Genomic DNA, 22,536 nt, shown 5'->3' on the forward strand with positions numbered 1-22,536 from the left:
ATGTTTAAAAACCTACTTGCCGCTGCAACACTCACAACACTGATGGCTCCAGCGGCCTTTGCTGCCGACCTGGAAGGTCGTGTTCTGAAAATCGGAACCGATGCGACATACCCACCGATGGAAACCGTGGATGAAACAACCGGTGAGATCGTGGGCTTTGACGTCGATGTGATGAATGCAATCTGCGCGAAGGTCAATTGCGTCCCCAATTTCGTAAACACCGCCTGGGATGGTATCTTTGCGGCCCTTCAGCAGGGTGAGTTCGATCTGGTTATCTCGGGCGTGTCGATCACACCGGAACGCGAAGAAACCATGGACTTTTCCGAGCCTTACATCGTTGTCAGCCAGGCCATTCTGTTGCAGGTCGATAATGCTGACATGACACTTGAGGATTTCAAAGCCGGTGGCCAGAAACTGGCCGCGCAAACTGCGACGACCAACGCCCAATTGGCGGAAGAGCTTGTTGGGCGCGAGAATGTCAGCCTTTACGACAACTTCTCGGCCGCCATTCTGGCGCTTCAGAACGCGGACGTGCAGGGCGTGATCATCGATGGCACATCGGCAGCGGCCTATGAACAGGAATTTGCGGGCGAGTTGACTGTTGGCATCACAGGCTTGCAATCCGATCCATTGGGTATCGTGTTTCAAGAAGGCGATCCGACGGTGGATGCGATTAACGCCGGTCTGAAAGCCATTCAGGAGGATGGAACGCTGGACGAACTGACAGCCAAATACTGGGGCACCAATTGATCCATTAGCGCCCTTCCGGTCCGGCGGCCAGCGCTGCCGGGCCTTGTCTTAGCGGAGAAGTTCCATGTTGCGCCTCAGCACGATCCGCCCGAGTAACCTGGTGTTGCTCGCAGCAGCGCCCTTTATTATCTACCTGTTCGCCACATCCTCAAAATACTTGCGGTCTCTGGTCGCAATTCTGGGGATCGGCACCGACGCGGGGCCCATCTTTGTTGGATTTCTACTGATTGCGACCGTTGCGATCCTTGGATATCTTTGCGCACGCTACGTGCGGTTTTCACAAAACTCCCCCGGCTGGTTGCGATTCTGCGCGCTTGCCGCGTTCCCAGCTTCTGCGGCGCTTTTGGTCATCAGCTTTGTTTCTCCGCTGCTTCTGATGCCATTTGCCGAGTCGGTCTTCTTCCATGCGCTCAGCGAAAACACATCACCCCTTATCGATCGATCCAGTCAGACCTGGGTACTGTTTCCGGGCGTGATCGCCAAGGTTCAGACGGGATTACAAGTTTTCCTGGCGGTTTACGCGGCTGTCGTCGCACTATGCCTAATTTCGGCACGTTTGCAGCCGCCCTGGCGCGGGCGCGTCTTGTTGGGGTTGGAGTGTCTCACAGGCGCGGTTCTGTTTTATCTCATGTTCATGGCTCATTGGCAGTTCGCGACCGGGGTGGCCATTACATTCCGCGCGGCCATATTTGCCTATATCTTCGCGGCCATTCTTGGTTTGGTCTGGGTCGGGTTGCAATCGTTTAAACCAAAGGCGCGTACGACGGTCGTCTATGGTTCGATCAGTTTGGCATTGCTTGCAGCCTCAGCCTTTTTCTTCATGCAGCCGCAGGTCAGCTTTGTTCTGGTGGGCAGCACCGAAGGGCGTATCGCGGTTGTGCGCGGCACGCCGCAGGCGCAGGCTGACGTTATCCGGTTTGGTGAGTTCGAAGGGGCCGACGGTCAGCAATATCGCATCCGCAGCGCAACCGATGCCACTGCCGCGCTTGAACAGATCGAAACGGTCGACAGTGTCTCGGGCGCTTTTGTCCCGGCCGATGCCCATACACAAGGTTATCCGGTCCTGTGGCAAACAAGATTTCTACCCGACAAATACCGCAATCCGGCCCTGGCATTTGCCGTGTTCGGGTTTTTGTTGCTGACACTGACCATTGGCGGGGCTCAGCATAAGCTGCATCCTCTGGCGGTCGGGGCCGAGTTTTTCGTGGATACGATACGCGGCATTCCGATGCTGGTGATCATTCTTTATATCGGACTGCCACTGGCGGGCGCAGTCAAAGACGCCACCGGCGGCGGTATCGACATGACCAATATGACCCGCGGGATCATCGCGATCTCAGTTGGTTATTCCGCCTATATGGCCGAAATTTTCCGATCCGGGATCGAGGCGATACCGAAAGGCCAATTGGAGGCGGGCAGCTCTCTGGGTTTGTCGCGCTGGCATACGGCGCGGCTTATCGTTCTGCCGCAGGCCCTGCGGATTGTCACTCCACCGCTTGGCAATGAGTTTATCGCGATGATCAAGGACACGTCATTGCTGTCTATCCTGTCCGTCCGCGACATGACCCAGAGGATGCGAGAATTTCAGGCGGCTAGCTTTCTGCCCTTTGCACCCTTCAATACGGCGGCAATCCTGTATGTCGTTCTCACACTCGGCTGTGCCAGTTTCCTGAAGTGGATCGAACGACGCACAGCAAAGGACACACGATGAGCGCGCTGGAACTTGGGGTTTGTTACTACCCCGAACAGTGGGACCCTTCGCAATGGCGAGACGATGCCGCCCAAATGGCAGACATGGGGTTGGATTGGGTGCGGATTGCTGAATTCACCTGGGGTCTGATCGAACCCGCGCGCGGTCAGTTCCACTGGGACTGGCTGGATGAAGTGATCGAGATACTGGGTCAGGCTGGTCTGCGGGTCATGATGTCCACCCCAACAGCCGCCCCCCCCAAATGGTTGATCGATGAGTATCCCGAAATCCTGCCCGTTGGGCCGGATGGTCGGGTCAGAGGGTACGGTTCGCGCAGGCATTATTGTTTTTCCAGTGAGGTTTATCTGGCCGAGGCGCAAAGGATCGCAACTGAATATGCCCGCAGATATGGTCAGAATTCGTATGTCCAAGCGTGGCAGATCGACAATGAGTACAACGACCACGATACAGTTCTCAGCTATTCCGATGCCGCGCGAACAGGTTTTCAGAACTGGTTGGAGGAACGATACGGGGCAATCGATGCGTTGAATGACGCGTGGGGAACCGTTTTCTGGGGGTCGCTCTACTCTCAGTTTGGTCAGATCGAACTGCCCAACGGGCTGGTCGCCACGCCCAATCCAGCCCATGCTCTGGAATTCGCGCGCTATTCTTCCGATCGAGTTCGTCTGTTCAACAAAACGCAGGTGGATGTTCTGCGCAAATATGCGCCGGGCCGGGATATTACCCATAACTTCATGGCAGGTAGTTTCGAATTCGATCACCACGCCGTAGCGGCTGATCTGGATATTGTCGGGTTCGACAGCTACCCGCTAGGGAACTTATTGGGCTCTACCCTTTCAGATGAGGAAAAGCGCCGCTATCTGCGCACCGGCGCACCGGATTATCAGGGCTTTCATTGTGATTTGTATCGCAGTCAGGGGCGCGGTCGGATGTGGGTGCTGGAACAGCAGCCGGGCCCGGTGGATTGGGCTGACAAGAATCCGTCGCCGGCAGAGGGGATGGTTCGGCTTTGGACCTGGGCGGCCTATGCACATGGCGCGCAAGCCGTGATGTTTTTTCGCTGGCGACAGGCAAAATCTGCGCAAGAGCAATACCATACTGCGATTTTGCGGTCAGATGGCAGCCCGGATCAGGCCGCTGTTGAATTGGCTGAGATCGTGAAGGATCGCGCCATTTTGCCGCCCGAGAGACGGGCAAAATCACGGGTTGCAATGCTACTGGATTATACCTCTATCTGGGCGGCGGACATCCTGCCACATGACAACGATTTCCCCAATGCCCAGATTTTTCGCGAGTGGTACACTGCAATTCGTGGTTTTGGGGTCGATCTTGATTTTGTTGGCCCTGAAGATGAACTGAGCGGCTACGCCCTCATCATATTACCTCAAAGCATGATCGTGACCGCTGACCTTGCAGACAAGCTTGACGCTTCGGGGGCCAAGATTCTGATAGGTGCTCGTTCCGGCAGCAAGACATCCGGGATGAACACCCCGTCCAATCTGGCTCCAGGCGAACTGGCAAAGTTAACAGGTATCCGTGTCACGCGCGTCGAATCACTTCCTTCACTTGCGCATGAGGCTGTGGTTCTTCCCGATGGGCAGCAATTTGAATTCACGGGTTGGCGTGAAATTGTCGAGACCAAAGAGCGCGTTTTAGCCCGCTTCAAGAGCGCTTATTGCGATGCCAGTCCGGCGGTCATCCGTTCTGACCGCACGACCTATCTGGCAATGGTTCCGCGAAATGAGCTTTTGCAGGCGATTGTCGGGGAGGTACTGAACTGGGCTGGGATAAATGCAACGCCTTGCGACCCCGATATGCGCATAACCCAACGCGGCTCGACCTACTACGCGTTCAACTTCAGTGACGTTTCAAAGCCTTTGCCTGCTGGTCGTGCACGTCAAATTCTGCTTGGTTCAGATCCGGTCAAACCAAGGGACATCACCGTTTGGCAGGAGAATGCAGCGCCTCATAAATCAGCTTAGACGTGTCAAATCGCGAAACTGGACATAAGATTTTCGCAAACTGTCACTTTTGGACTGACGGATGGGCGCAGAAAGTCCTATGAATAGAAAACAAAAAACGAGTCCAACAACGGGAGAACACTATGGTTACCAAGTCATCACTTTCCAGACGCACTGTTTTGAAAGGAGCGGGTGCCGCAGCACTTGCCGCGCCTCTTTACAGCAAGAGCGCACTGGCTTCGTCGGGTGAAATCAACATACTGATGTGGTCGGATTATCTGCCGCCCAGCTTTATCGAAGAGTTTGAGACCCTTACTGGCATCAAGGTGAACTACACCGGGATCGGCTCAAACGAAGAAATCATCAACAAGATGAAGGCGACCAAAGGTCAGGGCTTTGACATCGTCTCGCCAACCAACAACCGCTCGTTGCAGTGGGAGCCGCTGGAGTTGTTGCAGCCCTTTGACATGAACAAGGTTCCGGTCGACCTGGTGAACCCTGCCATGGCCAAAATCGGTACGGATGCTTGGAACTTTGGCGGCGCCGGGGTTCACTGGTTGCCGCATATCTGGGGCACCGAAGGCATTGCATACCGCACCGACTTGTGGCTGCCGGCTGGGGACGCCCCATCCTATGGCGATGTTTGGTCGGAAGAAAACGCAGGCAAAACCATGGGCCGCGCGCATTCGATGATGCTTGGCGCTGGTCTTTACATGGAGCGTTCCGGCGAGATGGAGCCGGGTTCGGTCTGGGCCGCTTATGGTGACGAAGAAACCATGCGCAAGGTCTGGGGTCAGATCACTGACTGGTGCATTGCACGTAAGAATCGCATCAAGCTGATCTGGAACGATGCCGATACACAGAAGAACGGTCTTCTGAATGAAGGTGTTGTTGTCGGTCAGACCTGGGACGGCCCGCCACTGGCACTGAAATCGGCTGGTGAACCAGTGCACTATCAAGCGCCCATCGAAGGGGCGATGGCATGGGTTGACGGAATGTCGATTCCGTCTGGCGCGGCGAATATCGACCAGATCTATGCCTTCATCGACTTCGCCTATCAGGCCAAACCTGCCGGTGTTGCCATCGACAGCCATGGGTACAACTCTCCTGTTCTGGGGGCGGATCAGTATTCAGGCGACACCTACAAGAAGAACTTTGCCGAGGCCTATCCGGGCGACTCGCTGGCCAACCTCAATCCGTGGCCGGCCGAAGCCCCATGGTATGCTGAAACGCGGACCGAGTTCGTCAACAAGTTCAAGAGCGCATAAGCGATCTGAAACCATGCCCCTCGCGTTCTGCGAGGGGCCACAATCTGTGCGCCGCTCCGGCGTAACGGAAAGCTATGTGGTGTGGTGACAGTGCACACCTCAGGGAGATACCAAAAATGAGTGCAGGGGTCGGAGTCGATCTGGAAAACCTGTGGATCCGTTTCGGTGACTTCGTCGCCGTGCGCGATGCAAACGTCACAATTAACGGGGGAGATTTCTTTTCATTCCTCGGACCCTCGGGTTGCGGCAAAACAACGATCTTAAGGGCTGTTTCCGGCTTTCTCGAGCCCAGCGAAGGCAATGTTCTGATCGGCGGCAAAAACATGCGCGGGATTGGGCCCAACAAACGCCCCACAGCTCTGATCTTTCAGAACCTAGCGTTGTTTCCCTTGATGAAGGTTTGGGAAAACATCACGTTCTCGATGGAAATCAAAGGCGCCAGTGCTGCCGAGCGCCGCAAGCGCGCTGACGAGCTTTTGGACATGATCGCGCTCCCGGAGCAAGGCGACAAACTTCCCAGCGAATTGTCTGGTGGCCAACGTCAGCGAGTGGCCATCGCTCGTGCCCTTTGCGCCGAGCCGGATGTATTGCTTCTTGATGAGCCTCTGTCAGCACTTGACCTCAAACTGCGCCAGCACATGCGAACGGAACTGCGAGAGATACAACAGCGTGTGGGCATTACTTTTATCTACATTACCCATGACCAGGGCGAGGCGCTGACCATGTCAGATAATATCGCCGTCATGCGTGCAGGTGTGATTGACCAGATTGCCGATGGGAAAACCATCTACAATGATCCTAACACGGCTTTCGCGGCCTCATTTGTCGGCGAAAACAATGTATTCCGTGGCAAGATCAAACAGGTCATGGGCAACGAGGCGCTGATCTCGACCAACCGCTCGGGCGATCTGGTTGCACGGATATCGACCGCCAATCAAGGCAAAATGAAAGAAGGCGATAGTGCAATGTTGTTCATTCGCCCCGAAGCCTTCGCCATTGCGCCCGAGGGGGCTTCGGGTGACCATTTTGTTACCGCGCGGGTCAACCACGAAGAATTTGAAGGCAACGTCTTCAACATCTTTACCGAAGGTGAAGGTGGAAAAGAGATCAAAGTGTCGATCCCGAACCATGGACAATCCTTCGAGGACCACACCGGACAGAACATCACGTTGGAATACAAGACGCATAACGCCGTCATCGTTCCTGCGGGTGAACTGGCTGCAGAATAAGGGGATTAACTCATGCCCCAGTTTCTGAAAGACTTCTTCAATCGCAACGGCACCGGCATGGGAGTGGCGATCCTGGGTCTGGTTCTGTTCTGGACCATCGGCCTGATCATCCTTCCGCAGCTGTCGATGTTGGACTTCTCGTTCCGTCCGAATCTGCCACCGCCAGAGATTGGCGGACCCAAAGACATATATACGCTCGAGAACTACAAATATCTGGTCTACGGCCCCGAAGGCGGCAGTCAGGACTACAACACTGTTGATCTGAGGGTGTTTTTCCGAACTCTTGTGGCCGCGGTTTTTGTGACGGTTTTCAACCTGATCATCTGCTATCCGATTGCCTATTACCTGGGTCAGGCCGAGGGCAGCCATATTCGTATCTTCGCGATCATGCTAATCATCCCTTACTGGATCAACGAGATCCTGCGCGCCTTTGCGCTGCGCATCATCTTTGGGGAAACAGGTGTGTTGAACACGTTGTTCACGGGTCTGGGCATCTGGGATACACCGTTCGACTTCATTCGCAATGACATCGCGCTCTATGCGGGTCTGGGATACGCCTATATCCTGCTGATGATTTTCCCGATGTATAACGTGATTGAAAGTCTGGACAAAAACCAGATCGAAGCAGCACGCGACCTTGGGGCGCCTTGGTGGCGGATACATTGGCGAGTGGTCATTCCTTATGCCAAGCCGGGGATCAGTTCGGGCTGTACTATGGTCTTCATGTTGTCCGCCGGTGCGTTGGCTGCGCCGCAAATTCTGGGCGGGCCGTCCAGTCTGTGGTTCACCCAACTGATCTATCAGCAGTTCAATGACAACAACGACTGGCCACAGGGCGCCGCCTACGCAATCGTTCTGCTGGTCACTTGTATTCTGTTCGTGCTGGCCATGATGCGCCTGTTCAAAGTGAACATGGGGGATATAGGGAAATGAACAATTCCTTCCTCCGCATAAGCATCTGGGTCTATCTGGCGATCTTCTTCCTGTATCTGCTGGGCCCGCTGGTGATCATGTCCGTCACCGCGTTCAACTCGTCCGGGTTCCCCCGAATGAGCCCATGGGAATGTCTGACATTCCAATGGTTTGGCGAGCTGTTTCAGGATCAGCGTATCCTGAACGGGATCAAGAACTCGCTGATCATCGGAATCGGCACGGTCATCCTGTCCGTGGCGATGGGTTTGGCAGGCGCGCTGATGCTGACCCAGATCTGGCCGAAGCTTCGCGCGACCTACTATACGGTCATTATCGCACCGATCCTGATCCCCGGTGTGGTTCTTGGTATCTCGACGCTGGTCTTCTGGGACCGGATCAACCGGATGCTGGGGCTGGGGGCCGACAGTTTCCTGTCAAACGGCATCTTCCTGACAGTGATCGGCCAGTCCACCTTTATTGCCAGTTACTGTATGCTGGTGCTGGTGGCGCGGTTGCAGCGTTATGATGTCGCCCTGACTGAGGCGGCACTGGACCTTGGGGCCAGCCACGCTCAGGCTTTCCGCAAAATCCTGCTGCCGTTCATGCGCCCGGCGATTGCCTCGGCGGCGGTTTTGGCATTCCTCGCTTCTTTCGAGAACTACAACACCACCACTTTCACTTTTGGCGAATACCCGACGCTGACGATTGAGCTGGCTCAGAAGGTTCGCTACGGCATCACGCCCGCGATCTCGGCGCTGGCGTTTATCATCGTTGCGCTGACGGTTTTCTTCGCTCTGCTGAACGAAGCCAAGCTGAAACGTCAGGAACTGGTAGCCGCGGCGCGTAAAAACGCAACGGTCGAGGAACTGGCTGGCAAGATCAAGCTGCCGAGTTTCTTTGCCGGTAATATGGCCGCCGTGTTGCTGGTCGCATTTGCGGTTGTAACGATCAGCGTTATAGGCACAGCGGCGACCTACAGTCCGGCGCAGTGCATTGCCGACGTTCGCGAGCAAAAGCAGTTGGAAGCGGAACAACGCATTCAGGAACTGCGTCAGCAGCGTGAGGAGCGCCGCAAACAGCAAGAAGCGGAAAAAGCCGGGCAGGGTGATGCCCAAACCGCGCCAAAGCCGTCAAATAACAGCGGTTTTGGTAATGTCTTCGCTCCGAACTCGCTGGATGGCAGCGAGAATGAAAGCAACGAAGGTGCTTCTCAAACCGAGGGTGAGCCATCCAACAACGGCGGTTTCGGAGGGGTGTTTGACCCCAACAGCCTAAAAAGCGACTAATCGCTGTGCCAAGCGGCAACCAACGCATCTGCCCGGATAGGATTCAAGTCTGTCCGGGCAGATTGCGCTTCAGGATCTTCACGTCACAGCCGCCGATGGTCGATCCGTTCCAGACCACCGGTTCAGCGTTATAGTTGATCAGGAACATGTGGTCGGCTGTCTCACGCAGTCGAAGTCCTGGCGGCATCGGTTTCAGGCCCAAACCGCTTTCTTCCGCAGCCAAGCCGATGACGCGATCCCATAATGCTTCGTTTGGGAAGCCGGCAAGATACCAGAACCCGTCCCTTGCCATTAGCGCAGGCGCTCCATCTTCAAAACTCAGAATTTCTTCAGCAGATCCTGAAAGGCGATCGATCCAATGCTGTGCCGCGCCGCCGCCACGGACAGCCCGGTTGACAGCAGGGGGCAGTGTTTCGACCAAATCGACGTTGCAGTCCAACCCTTTCAGGCCAGGTCGACCGGCGGCGGCGATCTGGAAATCACGGGTAATTGCGCCGCTGCGTGGGCCGAGGATTGCAAGATCCGAGTTGTCCGCTAACCTACGCTCCAAATCCGGGTCAATCGTTGCCAGTCCGGGGGCAAGGATCAGCGCATAGTGCGTGGACAGGTCATTGGGCGAAACAAAATCAATCGACAGCCCCACGCGGCGCAATGCACGATAAGCTGAGAAGACCAACCGGAAATAGTCAAAGCCTGCTCCTTGCGGTAGCGATGTCCAGGCCCAGTCCGAGGGGTAATCAAACAGTATCGCAACCTTGGATTGCACCTGATGCACCTCGCCCAATGTGGATAGCTCTTCCGCTGTCTGACGGGCCTCGTGTAATGCAGGGGCGGGGCGATTGTCCGGTGTCAGCAAACCTGCGTGCATCTGTTCCTGCGCAAAGGGGGCTTGCCGCCATCGAAAATAGCTCACAACCTCAGCACCGTGGGCGACAGCCTCAAGCGACCACAACCGCACCATTCCGGGCATGGGTGCCGGGTTATAGGGTGCCCAATTCACCGGACCGGGTTGTTGTTCCATCACCCACCATCGGCCACGGCCCACTGCCCGGTAAAGATCATGGTGAAACGCCTGCATGTCCGGATCGCCTTGCTGAAGAAAGGCGGTCTTGTGGGCTTCGTCATCTTCCAATCGGTCCGATAGAAATCCGATCGGATAACTGTCCCAAGTCGCAATATCCAGATCTGCGCCAACCTCGAAATGGTCGAAATCCAGAATACGACCCATGTAGTTATGCAACAGCGGCGCATCGGTCAAAGCTCGCAATACATCGACCTGAGCTTTGTTGAATGCCACAACCTGATCTGAGCTGAACCGACGGAATGCCAGTACATGAGCGGGGTTTGGCTCGGTCACAGTTTGATTGGGTAGTTCAATCTCATCGAAGTTGCGGTACTCCATCGACCAGAACACGTTTCCCCAGGCCTTGTTCAGTTGTTCAATTGAGCCGTATCGAACAGCCAGCCAGCGCCTGAATGCATTCAGTGCCGGGGTGCTGTAGCTGACTGTTGTGTCGTGACACCCATACTCATTGTCGATCTGCCAAGCCGCCACATACGGGTTATGACCATAGCGCTCTCCCAAGACCCGTGCGATGCGGCCACATTCATCGACATAGCCCTGGTGGCTAAAGCAGTAATGCCGCCGTGATCCGAATTTGCGCGTGTTTCCATACGTATCCACAGCCAGCATGTCCGGATGTTTGTCCAGCATCCAACGCGGTGGCGTTGCTGTCGGTGTGCCAAGCACGACTTTCACTCCCGCCTCGCCAAGTGTTTTAACCGCGCGATCCAGCCATTCAAATTGCAGGGTTCCGGGGTAAGGCTCCAGCCGGTTCCACGCGAACTCTCCAATGCGTACCCACGAGATGCCGGTGTCCACCATGCGCGCGGCGTCTTCCGCCCACATCGCTTCGGGCCAGTGTTCAGGGTAGTAACACACACCAAGTTCCGGCTTCATAAAATGATCCTGTGTTCTGCCTGCCCTCGTCCCGCGTTTGGCATTGCAAACGTCATGCCATTGGTGGGTTGGGATTCAATATCCGCGTTGCTCAACCCCTGCCTTGCTGAGGTGCAGAACAGCGTGCCTAAGCTGTCGCCACCAAAGGCTGGGCAGGACGTATGTGACGCTTCGAAAGAAGTGGCCTTCAGGAAATGACCTTCGGGCGTGTAGGCCGCAACACGTCCAATCCCCCATTGCGCGATCCAGATGTTCCCGTCAGCATCAACCACCGCACCATCCGGGTTCAGGCCTTCTTTACGAAAGTCCAGAAATACGGTGCTTTCCCCTTCGGGCCATCCGCTTACTGCATTCAAGCTCCAGCGCTTGACCTGCCTCGTTTTCGTGTCACAGAAATAGGCCACGGATCGATCCGGGGCAAAACAGATTGCATTGGAAATCGTCACTTCCGGCACGAGACATCTGAGTGTACCTTTCCAGAACCGATAGATTGATCCGGCCCCGGCTTCAGCCTGTTTGCCCATCGTACCGATCCAGAAACCACCCCAAGGATCAGCGCGACCGTCATTCGAGCGGGTGATTGGGTTGTCTGCCTCGAGCGGCGTAACCAGCGCTCGATGCCCGGACGTCAATTCAAACTGCCAAAGACCCGTTTCCGAAGCCAAAAGCAGTGTGTCGCGATCCACCCAGCCTGCGGCGGAGACATGTTCATCGAATTCCCAGCTTATCTGATTTTCACTTTCGCGCGTCATCAGTCGTTTGTTGAGAATGTCGAACCAGAATAGCTGTTGCCGAGCAGGGTGCCAAAGCGGACCTTCGCCCAACGCGCAGGGGCGGTCGTCAAAAATCGTGCTCATCTTGCCGCCTTGTCAAAGGCTGTTACGATCTGCTTCGCGCGTGCTGCGATTTCGACTGCGTCCATGCCGGGTTTGTACAGCGCTGATCCAATCCCGAATCCATCCGCACCGGCTTTGATCCATTGCTCGAAGTTTTCAGGCCCGGCACCACCGACAGCGAAGATACGTGTTTCCTTGGGTAAAACGGGTCGAAGTGCTGCGAGCCCAACAGGGCCTGCCATGACGCCAGGAAACAGCTTTAATCCTGTGGCCCCGGCTTCGAGAGCGGCAAAGGCTTCGGTCGGCGTGTAAACGCCCGGCCAGCTTTGCATCCCCAACGCTACAGACCGTTTGATCACGTCAGCATCATAGTTGGGTGACACAATCAGCCTGCCGCCGGCATTCCGAACTGCGTCCACCTGATCAACCGTCAATACAGTACCAGCGCCTATCAGGGCGTGATCTTTGAAAGCTTCGGCCAGAATGGAAATGCTGTCGAGCGGGTCAGGCGAATTGAGTGGAACTTCGATCCGGTCGATCCCTGCATCGATGATAACTCTGCCAACGGCCTCGGCTTCCTGTGGTTGCAGACCGCGCAGAATGGCGATGATGGGGCGGCTCATGCGATTTGCCTTGTCATATTGCGCGCCAGCGCCAGCCCGGCCAGCGTTGCTTCGGTGGCGTTTGCAGTCTCAAAGAAAGCGCCCTGTTGTCTTAGCGCTGCCGCATAGACCCGCGATACGGCATCTGCACCAATGATAGCCAGTTGTTGACCCAGCCAATATGGACGGGTGGCGGCCAATTCAGCACCGATAAGCAGTCCCGACAGCCGCGCGCGCGCGATGTCTTTGTCCTGATTGTGCAGCAGGTCCGCAGCCCGCAAGCCGAACAGGCGTGCAGCCAATTGTTCGGGCTTGGACAATGTATCCGCCACAGCCTCGGCAAAGGCATCTTCATCCCATCCTTCACCTATAGAATGCCGCAGAACAGATTGCGCACTTAACAAATCAAAAAGCTCTCCGGTCATGAGCGTCCGAAAGCTCACGATTTCACCTGCGCTGACCTGAACCCATTTCGTATGGGTTCCTGGAAGACAGAGGACACCATCCCAGTTCTGGCGAGCACCCAAAAACCCTGCGATCTGTGTTTCTTCGCCCCGCATCACATCTGGTGGGCTCAGTTGCTTTAATCCGGGTATGACGAAGGCCCGGATGCGCGAGTCTGTGCTGGGAACACGGACCGGTACTTGCGGCAAGGGTTGCGACGGAACGGTAGAATAAGGTGCTTCGACCCAGCCTTGGCGTGCACCGACCATACCGCAGGCGATCACATCTATGGGGCCATCCTTCAGCCAGTTTTCAACAAGTTCCAACAGGGCGGTCTGGAACCCGTCGGCTCCGATACGTGCCATACCTTTGTCGGACTGCGCGCAGTCCAGCACCGTTGCCCCCTGCATGGCCCAGACCCGCAGGTGAGATGTGCCCCAATCAACGGCGATCCAGTCGGTATTCATTGCTTCACCCTGAAACTACGACGCCGCCATCAACCGCCATACACTGACCGGTCATCGCCCGGCTGGCGTTGGATGCCAGGAACAATGTCGGTGCAACCATGTCTTCGGGCGTCAAATGTTCTTTCAGGCATTGTCGATCCAAATGCGCGGCCAAATCTTCGGGCGTGGCCCACTTATCCAGCTGTTTTTGCGTCAAAACCCAACCGGGAGCCAGCGCATTCACACGTATGTTCTTTGGCCCCAGTTCGCGGGCCAAAGACCGCGTCATCCCTGTAATGCCCGCATTTGACGTCGTATAGATCGGATAGCCTGCATTGCCCATCATGTAGCTGATCGAGCTGAAGTTAATGATAACGCCGCCTTCCTTCATTTGCCGGGCCGCTTCCTGACAGGCGAAATAGTAGGCTTTCAGGTTTACGTCGATCATCCAGTCCCAGAACTCGGTCGTGGTTTCCTCAAGTGTATGGCGCTGGTCATTGGCCGCGTTGTTAACCAAAACGTCTAGGGGGCCGTGGGCTTCGGCGGCTTTGGCCATTGTCGTGTGAAGAAGCTGAGTGTCGGTCATATCGCCCTGCATGAACAGAGGTGCGCGGCCGTGTTTGTCGCGCATCTCTTCGACAAAACCGCTGGCGTCCGATCTGCCGATAAAAGCCACATTGGCCCCCTGAGCCAAAAACCCATCCGTTAATGCTGCGCCCACGCCCGAGCCTCCGCCGGTAATATAGACGGATGACCCGTTCAGGTCATGAAATGTCGCTGGTTGGGTCATCAGTGGCTCTCTCTGGTCACAAGGCGGGTGTCTTTGCCGACGAGGAAATCCAGGTCGGCCCCCTGATCGGCCTGCAACACGTGATCGACATAAAGTTTGGCATACCCGCGGGAATAATGTGGCTTATCTGGTTTCCATTGGGCTCGGCGCGCGTCCAGTTCTTTTTCGTCCACCAACAGCTCAAGCTTTCCAGCGCTGGCCGAGACGCGGATGCGGTCGCCGGTTTTCACCAGCGCCAGTGTGCCGCCCGCCTGTGCCTCGGGGCTGACATGCAGGATGACGGTGCCATAGGCTGTACCGGACATGCGGGCATCCGAGATACGGATCATGTCGCGAACGCCTTCCTTCACCAATCTCGCCGGAATCGGCATGTTTCCCACCTCGGGCATCCCGGGATAACCCTTGGGTCCACATCCCTTGAGCACCAGAATGCTCTTGGATGTGACGGGCAGATCAACCCGGTCGATATTGGCTTTCAGGTCTTCGATATTTTCGAAAACAAACGCCTCACCCTCGGTTTCAAGAAGGGCATCTGTTGCGGCAGAAGGTTTGACGATGGCCCCGTTGGGCGCAAGATTGCCGCGTAAAACACGAAGGCCAGCAGCGGGCTTCACCGGATCGTTGAAAGGGCGAATGACGTCGCGGTTGAAACATTCAGCACCTTCGTAGTGGGCCGAGATGTCCTTGTTCAGAACCGTTCTGGCCGGGCGCAGGAAAGGTTTGAGTTCGCTCAGCACAGCCGGCACACCGCCCGCGTAACAGAAATCTTCCATCAGGTATTTGCCTGAGGGCATGCAGTTCACCAGAAGGGGAATCTCTGATCCGATTTCAAAGTCCTTGAGCGTCAGGTCAACGCCCACGCGACCTGCGAGCGCCAGTAGATGAACAACGGCATTGGTCGATCCCCCAACGGCCGCATTGGCGAGGATTGCATTCTCGAAGGCTTCTCTGGTCAGAATGTCGGATGGTTTCAGGTCTTCGTCGACCATTTCGACAATCCGCTTGCCTGTCAAATGGGCGAGGGCCATGCGGCGGGCGTCAACGGCGGGCAGGGCGGCATTGGTGGGCAGGCTCATGCCCATCGCTTCGACCAGAGACGCCATGGTGCTGGCCGTCCCCATGGTCATGCAAACCCCGGCACTGCGGGACATCCCGGATTCCGCGTTCATAAAATCCTGAAGGGTCATCTCTCCGGCACGCACGGCCTCGGAGAACTTCCACACATCGGTTCCTGAGCCAATATCCTGACCGCGATATTTTCCATTCAGCATAGGGCCGGAGCTGACAACGATCGACGGCAGGTCGACCGAGGCCGCGCCCATGAGTTGGCCCGGCGTGGTCTTGTCGCACCCGCCCAGCAGAACCACACCGTCAATGCCATATGCGCGGATCGACTCTTCGACATCCATGGCCAGAAGGTTGCGAAACAGCATGGCTGTGGGTTTCATCTGGGTCTCGCCCAGCGACATGACCGGGAATTCGACGGGAAAGCCCCCGGCCTCCCACACACCGCGCTTTACCCCTTCGGCCAGATCGCGGAGGCCGGAATTGCAAGGGGTTAGCTCCGACCACGTGTTGCAAATTCCAATAATTGGCCGCCCATCGAAGGCGTGATCAGGAAAACCCTGATTTTTCATCCAGGATCGATGGATGAACCCATCCTTGTCGAGTTTCCCGTACCAGTGCTGTGAGCGGCGTTTTGACATTGTTCTGTGATGCTTTTTTAGGTCTGGGTGGATTTGAGTATTTGTAAAAAGGTGAAATTCAAGCAGCGCGAGATGGGCGGCACCAATCTGGCAGCCAGTCGGCATGGGCAGACAGAAGGTCGTTCACCAGATTTCGAATTTGGCGCAGGTCCAGCTCGGCGGCGGTGTGCGGGTCCATCATGGCTGCATGAAAGATATGCTCGGGGTTCTGGTCGACCAATGCCCTGACTGTGAGTTCCTGAACGTTGATCTGGCTACGCATCAGGGCGATCAGCTGCGGTGGGATGTCTGCGATGACAGAAGGTTGAATGCCATTTGCATCAACCAGACACGGTGTTTCGACAGCAGCCCCCATCGGCAGCTGAGGTATCTGGCCGGTGTTTGGCAGATTGCCATATGCCACGTAGGGGGTGTCAGAGATGATTGCGTTCATTATGTCTGCCGCAAACTCATGGCTGCGAGTGACGGCAATGTCGCGCCCGTCGGTCAGGGTTTTGGCCTGCTCTTTCCAGTTGCTCATCTGTTCCACACAGCGGGTCGGGTATTCATCGAGTGGGATTGAGAACTTCTCGATCAGGTCCGCCCGCCCGTCTTTGATGAACCATGGCACGTATTCTGCCAAATGCTCAGAACTTTCGGTGCAGAAATAGCCAAGGTGGTCCATCACTTCGTAGCGCACCTTGTTGGGGCAACGCGGCATCAGCAGCGGGGCCTTGGGCATTCTGCCGCTGACATAACCTTGCCGAAGGGCGGGGTAAAGATCATGGCCCTGATGCTCAAGCCGCAGGAAGAAGGCGACGTGATTGACGCCCGCGACCTTGTAGCGAATGTCGTCTTTTGACAGGTCCAAATCATGTGCCAGTTCCGCCACCGTGTTCTGAACCGAGTGGCACAGGCCGACCTGCTTCAATGATGGATATTTCTCGGCCAGTGCCCAGGTGTTGATGGCCATCGGATTGACGTATTGTAGCAATGTCGCATCAGGGCATAGCTGCATCATGTCATGCGCCACGTCCCACAAGACCGGCACAGTGCGTAACCCCCGCATGATGCCGCCGACGCCCAGCGTATCCGCGATGGTCTGGCGCAGCCCGTATTGCTTGGGGATTTCAAAATCTGTGACGGTACAGGGCTGGTACCCGCCAATCTGAAAGGCGGTAATAACGAAATCGGCACCATCGAGTGCGGCGCGTCGGTCTGTATGTGTGGATATTGTCGCGTTTGACCGGACCGAACGGATCATGGCGCGGGCTACAGCTTCGCTTTCTGTCAGGCGTACGGGGTCGATATCCATCAGCGCAAAGTGACTGTCCGCCAAAGCGGGGGTCAGCAGAGCATCCCCCACAATGTTCTTCATGAAAATTGTCGAACCTGCTCCGATGAAAGTTATCTTTGTCATTTTACAGCTCCGAGGGTCAGGCCCGCGATAAAGTGCTTTTGCATCAGGAAGAACATGGCAACCGGCGGCAGCGCTGCTACGATCGAGCCCGCGCTCATCAGTTGGTAGGCGGCGCGGAACTGGGCGTTGAAACTGGTTATGCCTGCTGTGACAGGCTGGCTTTCCGCGCCCTGAGTCAGGACGACCGCCCAGAAATAGTCGTTCCAGATGAAAGTGAAGATCAGCACGCTGAGTGCGGCAATTGCGGGTTTCATCAACGGCAAGACCACATACCAGAAGATGCGCCATTCGCTGATACCCTCGACCCGCGCGGCCTCGATTAATTCAAAGGGCAGGGCCCGGATAAAGTTGCGCATGAACAATGTGCAAAAGCCGGTCTGGAAGGCGATGTGGAACAAGACGAGGCCGGTTTTTGTGTTGTAGAGGCCCATATCAAGTGTCAGGTCGCGCACAGGCACCATCAGGATCTGGAATGGCACGAAGTTGCCGGCAACGAACATGAAGAAGATCCACAGGTTCGATTTGAATTTGTAGATGCCCAAAGCAAAGCCGGTCATGGAACTGAGGGCAACGGCACCGATCACCGTAGGAATGGTGATCATGAAAGAGTTCAGCAAGTATCGCGGCATGTCAGAGTTGAAGAATACCAGCCCGTAGTTGACCGCGCCCTCGAAACTGGATGGCAGGCCCCAATAGTTGGCGTTGGTGAAATCCGCCGCTGGTTTGACCGAAAACAGAGCCACCGCGAGTAGGGGGCCCAGCCACAGCAACAAGGCAAGTGGCAGCATCGCCTGATAGGTGATCTGCGCGGCGCGAGATTGTTTTTCGATGGGTTTGGGAAACATCTCAGTGCCCCCGTTCTTCGCGATACATCGACCAGAGGAAATAGGCGATGAAGCCGAGCATGATCAGGAACAGCACCACAGCGATAGCCGCGCCATACCCCATGCGGAAACCGTACTCAGATAGTGCGACCTCGAACATGTAATAGGCCAGCACTCGGGAAGATCCGAATGGCCCGCCCTGTGTCATGATCGAAATCAGGTCGAAACTGCGCAGCGCCCCGATGATTGTCACGACGAATGCAATGAAAGTGGCCGGGCGCAACTGTGGCAGAATGATGTGCCACAGCATTCTCAAGCCTTTGGCACCGTCCAGGCGTCCGGCTTCGATCTGTTCGGGGTCGACGGCATTCAGACCGGTGAGGTAGAGGATCATGCAATAGGCGGTTTGTGGCCAAAGGCCTGCGACGATGATGCCGTAGGTGACCAAACGCTCGTCGCCCAGCACGTTCAATGGACCCATTCCGAAAAAGCCGAGAAACTCATTCAGAAGACCAAATGTCGGGTCATAAAACCACGTGAATACAAGGCCAACAACAACCTGAGAGATGACAAATGGAAAGAAAAACAGCGATTTGTAAAGGCGGATACCCCAGACCGTCTGGTTCAGAAACAAAGCAATGAAAAGGCCCGCCGGAATGGCCAGAAGATACAGGATCAGCCAGATCAGGTTGTTCTTGAGCGAGATATAGAATGCGTCCCGGTCAACCCATTCCCAATACAAATCTTCATAATTGCGCATGCCGACATATTCGGCGGCACCCAACCCATCCCACTCGTACAGTGAAAGGTTGAAGGACTGGAAGACCGGAATGATCACATAGACCATGAAGAACAGCAGGCCCGGAGCAAGGAATAGCCACGGGGCGATGCGTTGTTGGTTTCTGTGGAACCAGTTCTCCTGATCAGGGGCGTCGGCGGCAGTGGTCATGGGTGTCCTGGGTTTGTTTGGGTAAGGCGGGTTGAAACCACCTTACATTCTGTGGCGAGGTAGGCCGGGCTCGAGCCCGGCCCAAGCCTGATTAGTTGTCGTAGATACGCTCTCGCGCGCGTTCCAGCTTGGCCAGAATACGGTCAGCATTGTCTGGTTTAACCATGAATTCCTGGAAACCTTCCATTGACACTTTGGCCATTTCAGCCGGTGCGTCGCGGTCCCAGAACTGAGCCACTCCGCCGGGGCTGTTGGTCGAGAGCATCGAAAAGCCCTGCTGCAGGAATTTGTCATCGTCTACTGAGGATTGCGCGTTCACCGGCAACTGACCGAGGTTCGATCCGTTGTTGATCTCGGTCTGTTCATCCGACGAGACAACAAAGCGCAGGAACTCTCGTGCGGCTTCTTTGTTCGATGCATTCGCCGGGATGTGGAACGTATCGGTCGGCGCGTCTTCAGCCAATTCGACATCAGGGTTGATTGAAACGAATTGGTAGAAATCCAGCTGATCATCGGTAAGCCCTGCTTCACGCAAAGGCGCGACTGCAAAATTTCCCATCAGATACGCAGCGGCTTCTCCGTTAACCATGAACGGCAAAGCCTCCTGCCAGCTATAGGTCTGATGGTTGTCAATGAAAGCCCCCATGTCGATCAACTGCTTCCAGTTTGCAAAGGTCTGCTTGACCCGGTCATCTTCCCAGCTGATTTCGCCGTTGGCCAGTTGATTGTGGAAGTCAAACCCGTTGGTGCGCATGTTCAGGTAGTCAAACCAACCGCCAGCGGTCCACAGGAACTTGGTCCCGATGGTATAGCAAGCACGGCCTGAATCGACGATCTTCTGGCAATTTGCCAGCTCTTCTTCCCAGGTAGTCGGTTCGCTGAGGCCCAATTCGTCAAAGATATCTTTACGATAGTAAACGCCCCACTGGTAGTAAGTGTAGGGGACGCCCCATTGTTTGCCATCGATGGTCATCGCGCCTTTGGTTGATGCCAGGTTTTCAGCAATTTCAGGTTCCGCCCAAAGATCCGAGACGTCTTCGAACAGACCGGCCTCGACATATGGTTTCATACGGTTGGCGGCGTACCAAGTGGCCACGTCAGGTGTGTCAGCCGTCAGAAAGTTGCGGATCTGGGTCTTATACGCTTCGCGGTCGATAACCGTGGTTTCGATCTCTAGGCCGGGGTGCTGCGCTGCAAACCGCTCGATCATCGCTTCCATCGTTGCGCGCGGGGCCGGGTTTGACGTGTCCAGGAATATCCGAAGCTCTCCAGTTAGGTCAGCAGCCACCGGTGCCGCCATAGCAACGCCAAGTGCCAGCGCAGCGGTTGTGCGCTTGAAAGTGGAATACATGGTTTCCTCCCTGTTGTTTCCACAAAAGTTCCAAATAATGAAACTATGTTTTATATATTGAAAACTACACATCGACTCGGTTAGTCTTGTCAAGACCCTCGTGCGAACTGCGATGGGCAAGCGGAGGAGAACGGACGCCCGTGTCAGGTGACGGAACTATTGGCAAAGCATGTGACGTGCTGGATCAGGTCGCCGCATTTCAGCGCCCTGTGCGATTTTCGGAGTTGCTGGACGGCAGCGATTTTCCGAAAGCAACATTGTATCGGTTTTTGCAATCATTAACCAATCAGGGAATGCTATGTTACGACCCCGAGCGCCAAACCTACGCGCCGGGTATGCGTTTGGTACGGCTTGCGCATGCAGCCTGGACCCAAAGCTCACTGGCCCCTATCGCACGTCCGTTCCTCGATATTCTAAGCCAGGAAACTGGAGAGACTGTGCATTTGGCGCAGCTCGATGCTGGTCAGGTTCTATACGTAGACAAACGCAACGCAGCGCAACCGATCGAGATGTATTCTCAGGCGGGTAAGGTGGGCCCGGCCTATTGCACGGGTGTCGGCAAGGCGATGCTTGCCTTTCTGAATGAAAGTGACCTTGACCGGGCAATTTCGCAGCAGAGTTTTCATCGCTTTACCGACAAGACCCTGACGTCCGACAATGACCTGCGCACGGATCTTGATCGAATTCGCAGCAAGGGTTTTGCCGTTGATGACGAAGAGCATGAACCCGGAATTATTTGCGTCGCCTGCCCTGTTCTTACAACAAACGGCCGTGTCCTGGGCGCGATCTCAGTAACCGGCTCGACCCAGCGAATGGATTTTGAACAACTCGAGGCATGGGTGCCTCGTGTGCGGCGGGTGGCTGAACAAATCAGCACCGAGGCGCAGGCATGGCGTTTCCCTGAAACGCGACCAGACCTCGGCAATGACAGGATGCAAGCGACATGACAGGTGTAACCCTGAACCAAGCAATAAAGCGGTACGGCCAGACGCAAGTCATTCACGGCATCGACTTGCAGATCGAAGATGGTGAGTTCTGTGTTTTCGTTGGCCCTTCGGGATGTGGCAAATCCACATTGCTACGGATGATCGCAGGTTTGGAAGAAACGTCGGAAGGCAAGATCCACATAGGAGCGCGGGACGTAACCCATATGGACCCGGCCAAACGCGGTGTGGCGATGGTCTTCCAGACCTATGCGCTTTATCCGCATATGACCGTGGCGGAAAATATGGGCTTTGGGCTGCGCATGAACGGTGTCCCAAAGGCCGAGATCACCAGAAAAGTGCAGGAAGCCTCGAACATTCTGAAACTTGACCAGTATCTCAAACGCAAACCCAAGGCTCTGTCTGGTGGGCAACGGCAGCGGGTTGCTATTGGCCGTGCCATCGTTCGGGGCCCCGACGTTTTCCTGTTTGACGAACCCTTGTCCAATCTGGACGCCGAGTTGCGCGTGGAAATGCGTGTTGAGATCGCGCGCCTTCATCAGGAAATCGGTGCGACTATGATTTACGTAACCCATGATCAGGTCGAAGCCATGACCATGGCCGACAAGATCGTCGTGCTGCGGGATGGTCGTATCGAACAGGTCGGGGCTCCGATGGATTTGTACCGCGATCCCGACAACCGGTTTGTCGCAGGTTTCATCGGTTCGCCAGCAATGAACTTTCTGGAATGTGACTATGGGGATGGCCATGTCTCCCATCCCGCGCTAGGCAAGCCGTTGCCCGTTTCTGCAACTATCCCCTCGGGTCGGACGAAAGTGACATTGGGCATGCGGCCCGAACATATTCAGATTGACCGTTCGGCCGATACTTGCACCGTGGATCTGACCGAAGCTTTGGGCGGCGTGTCCTATTCCTATTTACGGACACCAAATGGTGATAAGCTGATCGTTGAGGAACGGGACGATCAGCGAAGCAGAACCGGGGACCGGATCGGCATCGCCCTACAGCCAGAGCGTGTGATGTTTTTTGATCCAGAGACCGGGCAACGGTTTCGTTAATCACGACCTTCCAGCCCAAGGGCAGTCCTCCCAGTCCCAAGAGTTTCACGACACATAATCTGACCCGTGGCAAAACGCGCGGGCAGATGTGATTGATTCCTAGTCAAACG

General features: G+C 55.7%; 19 protein-coding genes. 9 read left to right on the forward strand and 10 right to left on the reverse strand.

The annotated features are described in order from the left end of the window. The 7 genes from AC2FLU_RS18770 (at position 1) to AC2FLU_RS18800 (ending at position 9,117) form a co-directional block, all read left to right on the forward strand. Entirely contained in the window at positions 1-750 is a 750-nt protein-coding gene (locus AC2FLU_RS18770; protein ID WP_480483651.1) for a basic amino acid ABC transporter substrate-binding protein, read from the forward strand. Positions 751-814: 64 nt separating this feature from the next. Beyond that, on the forward strand, positions 815-2,461 hold the full coding sequence (locus AC2FLU_RS18775; RefSeq protein ID WP_480494225.1) for an amino acid ABC transporter permease: 1,647 nt from the start codon (positions 815-817) through the stop codon (positions 2,459-2,461). Further along, complete coding sequence (locus tag AC2FLU_RS18780) at positions 2,458-4,443, forward strand: beta-galactosidase (RefSeq protein ID WP_480477083.1); 1,986 nt, start codon at positions 2,458-2,460, stop codon at positions 4,441-4,443. The genes AC2FLU_RS18775 and AC2FLU_RS18780 overlap by 4 nt, the downstream gene beginning before the upstream one ends. Before the next feature lie 122 nt (positions 4,444-4,565). After that, a complete protein-coding gene (locus AC2FLU_RS18785) occupies positions 4,566-5,690 on the forward strand; it encodes an extracellular solute-binding protein (protein ID WP_480477085.1) in 1,125 nt (374 codons plus the stop codon). A 116-nt stretch (positions 5,691-5,806) separates the two neighbouring features. Then, a complete protein-coding gene (locus tag AC2FLU_RS18790; protein ID WP_480477087.1) occupies positions 5,807-6,919 on the forward strand; it encodes an ABC transporter ATP-binding protein in 1,113 nt (370 codons plus the stop codon). A gap of 12 nt (positions 6,920-6,931) precedes the next feature. Next, the gene (locus AC2FLU_RS18795) at positions 6,932-7,852 is read left to right on the forward strand and encodes an ABC transporter permease (RefSeq protein WP_480554884.1); all 921 of its coding nucleotides are present in this window, start codon (positions 6,932-6,934) and stop codon (positions 7,850-7,852) included. Next, complete coding sequence (locus AC2FLU_RS18800; protein WP_496812078.1) at positions 7,849-9,117, forward strand: ABC transporter permease; 1,269 nt, start codon at positions 7,849-7,851, stop codon at positions 9,115-9,117. Before AC2FLU_RS18795 ends, AC2FLU_RS18800 begins: the two co-directional genes overlap by 4 nt. A 43-nt stretch (positions 9,118-9,160) precedes the next feature. On the opposite strand, the gene AC2FLU_RS18805 is transcribed toward AC2FLU_RS18800, so the two are convergent. The 10 genes from AC2FLU_RS18805 to AC2FLU_RS18850 form a co-directional block, all read right to left on the reverse strand. Further along, a complete protein-coding gene (locus AC2FLU_RS18805; protein ID WP_480605640.1) occupies positions 9,161-11,077 on the reverse strand; it encodes a beta-galactosidase in 1,917 nt (638 codons plus the stop codon). Continuing rightward, the gene (locus tag AC2FLU_RS18810; RefSeq protein ID WP_496716412.1) at positions 11,074-11,934 is read right to left on the reverse strand and encodes an SMP-30/gluconolactonase/LRE family protein; all 861 of its coding nucleotides are present in this window, start codon (positions 11,932-11,934) and stop codon (positions 11,074-11,076) included. The genes AC2FLU_RS18805 and AC2FLU_RS18810 overlap by 4 nt, the downstream gene beginning before the upstream one ends. After that, positions 11,931-12,536, reverse strand: coding sequence for a 2-dehydro-3-deoxy-6-phosphogalactonate aldolase (locus AC2FLU_RS18815; protein WP_480477098.1), 606 nt, complete (start codon positions 12,534-12,536; stop codon positions 11,931-11,933). Before AC2FLU_RS18815 ends, AC2FLU_RS18810 begins: the two co-directional genes overlap by 4 nt. Then, positions 12,533-13,426, reverse strand: coding sequence for a 2-dehydro-3-deoxygalactonokinase (locus AC2FLU_RS18820; RefSeq protein WP_496716413.1), 894 nt, complete (start codon positions 13,424-13,426; stop codon positions 12,533-12,535). The genes AC2FLU_RS18815 and AC2FLU_RS18820 overlap by 4 nt, the downstream gene beginning before the upstream one ends. Positions 13,427-13,430: 4 nt before the next feature. Then, positions 13,431-14,195 (reverse strand): SDR family NAD(P)-dependent oxidoreductase, encoded by a 765-nt coding sequence (locus tag AC2FLU_RS18825; protein WP_480519824.1) that lies wholly within the window; start codon positions 14,193-14,195, stop codon positions 13,431-13,433. Further along, positions 14,195-15,901, reverse strand: a complete 1,707-nt coding sequence (locus tag AC2FLU_RS18830; RefSeq protein WP_480519826.1) for an IlvD/Edd family dehydratase — start codon at positions 15,899-15,901, stop codon at positions 14,195-14,197. Before AC2FLU_RS18830 ends, AC2FLU_RS18825 begins: the two co-directional genes overlap by 1 nt. 58 nt (positions 15,902-15,959) lie before the next feature. Continuing rightward, entirely contained in the window at positions 15,960-17,300 is a 1,341-nt protein-coding gene (locus tag AC2FLU_RS18835) for an alpha-glucosidase/alpha-galactosidase (RefSeq protein ID WP_480554891.1), read from the reverse strand. Continuing rightward, positions 17,297-18,145, reverse strand: coding sequence for a carbohydrate ABC transporter permease (locus AC2FLU_RS18840; RefSeq protein ID WP_480477108.1), 849 nt, complete (start codon positions 18,143-18,145; stop codon positions 17,297-17,299). The genes AC2FLU_RS18835 and AC2FLU_RS18840 overlap by 4 nt, the downstream gene beginning before the upstream one ends. Position 18,146: 1 nt before the next feature. Further along, positions 18,147-19,073, reverse strand: a complete 927-nt coding sequence (locus AC2FLU_RS18845) for a carbohydrate ABC transporter permease (RefSeq protein WP_480477110.1) — start codon at positions 19,071-19,073, stop codon at positions 18,147-18,149. A gap of 91 nt (positions 19,074-19,164) precedes the next feature. After that, complete coding sequence (locus AC2FLU_RS18850) at positions 19,165-20,424, reverse strand: ABC transporter substrate-binding protein (RefSeq protein ID WP_480554892.1); 1,260 nt, start codon at positions 20,422-20,424, stop codon at positions 19,165-19,167. A 140-nt stretch (positions 20,425-20,564) separates the two neighbouring features. Between AC2FLU_RS18850 and AC2FLU_RS18855 the strand changes: the two genes are divergently transcribed. Next, positions 20,565-21,371, forward strand: coding sequence for an IclR family transcriptional regulator (locus AC2FLU_RS18855; protein ID WP_496809400.1), 807 nt, complete (start codon positions 20,565-20,567; stop codon positions 21,369-21,371). Next, positions 21,368-22,426 carry an ABC transporter ATP-binding protein gene (locus tag AC2FLU_RS18860; RefSeq protein WP_480519838.1) on the forward strand — a complete coding sequence of 353 codons (1,059 nt, stop codon included), beginning with the start codon at positions 21,368-21,370 and terminating at the stop codon, positions 22,424-22,426. Before AC2FLU_RS18855 ends, AC2FLU_RS18860 begins: the two co-directional genes overlap by 4 nt. The last annotated feature ends 110 nt before the right edge of the window (positions 22,427-22,536 follow it).

It is taken from the genome of Ruegeria sp. SAZD013, from assembly GCF_059612525.1.

Excerpts from the sequence above, each read along its gene's own strand:
- AC2FLU_RS18850 (WP_480554892.1), bottom strand. The coding sequence starts at position 20,424 with ATGTATTCCACTTTCAAGCGCACAACCGCTGCGCTGGCACTTGGCGTT.
- AC2FLU_RS18830 (WP_480519826.1), bottom strand. The coding sequence starts at position 15,901 with ATGTCAAAACGCCGCTCACAGCACTGGTACGGGAAACTCGACAAGGAT.
- AC2FLU_RS18835 (WP_480554891.1), bottom strand. The coding sequence starts at position 17,300 with ATGACAAAGATAACTTTCATCGGAGCAGGTTCGACAATTTTCATGAAG.
- AC2FLU_RS18825 (WP_480519824.1), bottom strand. The coding sequence starts at position 14,195 with ATGACCCAACCAGCGACATTTCATGACCTGAACGGGTCATCCGTCTAT.
- AC2FLU_RS18785 (WP_480477085.1), top strand. The coding sequence starts at position 4,566 with ATGGTTACCAAGTCATCACTTTCCAGACGCACTGTTTTGAAAGGAGCG.
- AC2FLU_RS18795 (WP_480554884.1), top strand. The coding sequence starts at position 6,932 with ATGCCCCAGTTTCTGAAAGACTTCTTCAATCGCAACGGCACCGGCATG.
- AC2FLU_RS18815 (WP_480477098.1), bottom strand. The coding sequence starts at position 12,536 with ATGAGCCGCCCCATCATCGCCATTCTGCGCGGTCTGCAACCACAGGAA.
- AC2FLU_RS18840 (WP_480477108.1), bottom strand. The coding sequence starts at position 18,145 with ATGTTTCCCAAACCCATCGAAAAACAATCTCGCGCCGCGCAGATCACC.
- AC2FLU_RS18780 (WP_480477083.1), top strand. The coding sequence starts at position 2,458 with ATGAGCGCGCTGGAACTTGGGGTTTGTTACTACCCCGAACAGTGGGAC.
- AC2FLU_RS18860 (WP_480519838.1), top strand. The coding sequence starts at position 21,368 with ATGACAGGTGTAACCCTGAACCAAGCAATAAAGCGGTACGGCCAGACG.
- AC2FLU_RS18790 (WP_480477087.1), top strand. The coding sequence starts at position 5,807 with ATGAGTGCAGGGGTCGGAGTCGATCTGGAAAACCTGTGGATCCGTTTC.
- AC2FLU_RS18820 (WP_496716413.1), bottom strand. The coding sequence starts at position 13,426 with ATGAATACCGACTGGATCGCCGTTGATTGGGGCACATCTCACCTGCGG.
- AC2FLU_RS18845 (WP_480477110.1), bottom strand. The coding sequence starts at position 19,073 with ATGACCACTGCCGCCGACGCCCCTGATCAGGAGAACTGGTTCCACAGA.
- AC2FLU_RS18770 (WP_480483651.1), top strand. The coding sequence starts at position 1 with ATGTTTAAAAACCTACTTGCCGCTGCAACACTCACAACACTGATGGCT.
- AC2FLU_RS18805 (WP_480605640.1), bottom strand. The coding sequence starts at position 11,077 with ATGAAGCCGGAACTTGGTGTGTGTTACTACCCTGAACACTGGCCCGAA.
- AC2FLU_RS18810 (WP_496716412.1), bottom strand. The coding sequence starts at position 11,934 with ATGAGCACGATTTTTGACGACCGCCCCTGCGCGTTGGGCGAAGGTCCG.
- AC2FLU_RS18775 (WP_480494225.1), top strand. The coding sequence starts at position 815 with ATGTTGCGCCTCAGCACGATCCGCCCGAGTAACCTGGTGTTGCTCGCA.
- AC2FLU_RS18800 (WP_496812078.1), top strand. The coding sequence starts at position 7,849 with ATGAACAATTCCTTCCTCCGCATAAGCATCTGGGTCTATCTGGCGATC.